This window comes from Ruegeria sp. D3 (genome assembly GCF_056534465.1).
Map to the genome: position 1 here is coordinate 1 of NZ_JBQFPK010000043.1, position 1891 is coordinate 1891.

The window sequence follows — 1891 nt, forward strand, 5'->3', positions numbered from 1 at the left end:
AACAACAGCTGGGGTAACACCTATAGTATCGGTGGTATCGAACGCACCTCACTAATCACTGAGTTTATGCATCCAGCTTTCACTTTGGACCAAAATCGCAACCGTCTCATAGCAACTCTTGGAGGCGAGACTGTCTTGGCCCCCTAAAACTGTGCCACAGTTGGCTTAGTTTTGGAGACGGGATTGATGGCGCGGAAACGGTATTCGGACGAAGATATTCTGCGGCTTTTGCGCGAGATTGAGCTGGGCCTGGCATCTGGTTCGGATGTCGCGACGGCGTGCAGAACGGCTGGTGTCAGTGATGCGACCTATTACACATGGCGCAAGCGGTTTGGTGGGATGGGACGATCTGAGATGGCCAATCTGAAGGCGCTGCAGAAAGAGAATGATCGGCTCAAGAAAATCGTGGCTGAGCTTGAACTGGACAAACTCATTCTCAAGGAGAGCCTTGATTATCTAAAGCCAAAGGCCTGACGGCAGACCAGCTTCGTCAGGCCGTGGTCCACACCCGACAAAAGCTGGCAACCTCTGAACGGCGCACCTGTCGCGTGATTGGATTGGCGCGGAGCACGCTGCAATACCGCGCAGCGCCAAAGGATGATGAGGCGTTACGTCTGGCGATGATCCGATTGGCCAAACGGTATGGGCGCTACGGCTACCGCAAGGTCGCCGAGCTGCTGCGTGTCGAAGGCTGGGCAGTCAATCATAAAAAGATCGAACGACTATGGCGCGAAGAAGGCTTGCAGCTCCCACAACGGCACAAGAAACGCAAACGGCTGTACCACAAGGACAGCTCGATCATCCGGCTCCGACCGCAACATCCCAATCACATCTGGAGCATTGACTTTGTCCACGACAAGCTGAGCAACGGACAGAGCTACAAGATGCTGACGGTGCTGGATGAGTATACCCGTGAGGCGCTCTGCGTAGCGGTCAAGCCGAAGATGAACAGCGCAGACGTGCTGGATGCGCTCTACCCACTCTTATTGCGGCACGGGAAGCCCGAACACATCCGTTCCGACAACGGCGCGGAGTTCATCGCAACGGCCCTGCAGACCTGGTTAAGAAAGGTGGGCATTAAGCCGATCCAAATCTACCCGGGATCACCTTGGGAGAATGGATACAACGAGCGCTTCAATGGCACTCTGCGCCGGGAAGTCCTCAACGCAGAATGGTTCCACACCACCAAACAGGCTCAGATCGTCATCAATACCTGGCTTAGACAGTACAATCGTGTCAGACCCCATCAGGCTCTAAACATGCGACCGCCCGTTCCAGAAACCTTGCTCAAAACTGGCCCATAGAATTGGGGCTGGACATTTGCTCATACGGAATTTCCGTCCAGCAGTTTCTGACCAGGCGCTTTCGCGGTTCCGTCCCCGTTTACATATTCGTAAAGCGTCGTTGTGGTGATCCCGAGGCGCTTTGCCAGATCTGAAGCGTTGGTCTCACGATCCGCCATGCCTTTCATTGCCATGCGCAACATGGTCAAATCCATCTTGCGCGGTCGCCCACCTTTCCGGCCCCGCGCACGTGCTGCTGCCAGCCCGGCGTGGGTGCGTTCAGCGATGAGTTCCCGTTCGAACTCGGCGAGGCTGGCGAAGATCCCAAAGACGAGCCTGCCATTCGCGGTTGTCGTATCAATCTCAGCACCAGCGCCGGAAAGAACGCGAAGGCCAACGCCGCGCTCTCGCAGGTCATCTACCGTTGCCACGAGATGCTTGAGGTCGCGCCCAAGGCGATCCAGTTTCCAGATCACCAGAGAGTTTCCCGGCTGAAGCGCTTTCATGCAGGCATCAAGCCCTGGCCGATGGTCCTTCCGCCCGGATGCCTTGTCTTCATAGATGCGCTCGGCATCGACACCGGCTTCAATCAGTGCATCGCGCTGCAA

The 1891-nt window shown here is 56.2% G+C and carries 1 protein-coding gene and 1 pseudogene; one reads left to right on the forward strand and one right to left on the reverse strand.

Going from position 1 to position 1891, the window contains the following annotated elements:
• The first annotated feature begins 186 nt into the window (after positions 1-186).
• Positions 187-1304: pseudogene (locus ACR0DX_RS22675) on the forward strand (IS3 family transposase).
• Between the two features lie 20 nt (positions 1305-1324).
• Here ACR0DX_RS22675 and ACR0DX_RS22680 read toward each other — a convergent pair.
• A partial coding sequence (locus ACR0DX_RS22680; RefSeq protein ID WP_480847531.1) for a recombinase family protein occupies positions 1325-1891 on the reverse strand: 567 nt, incomplete at its 5' end.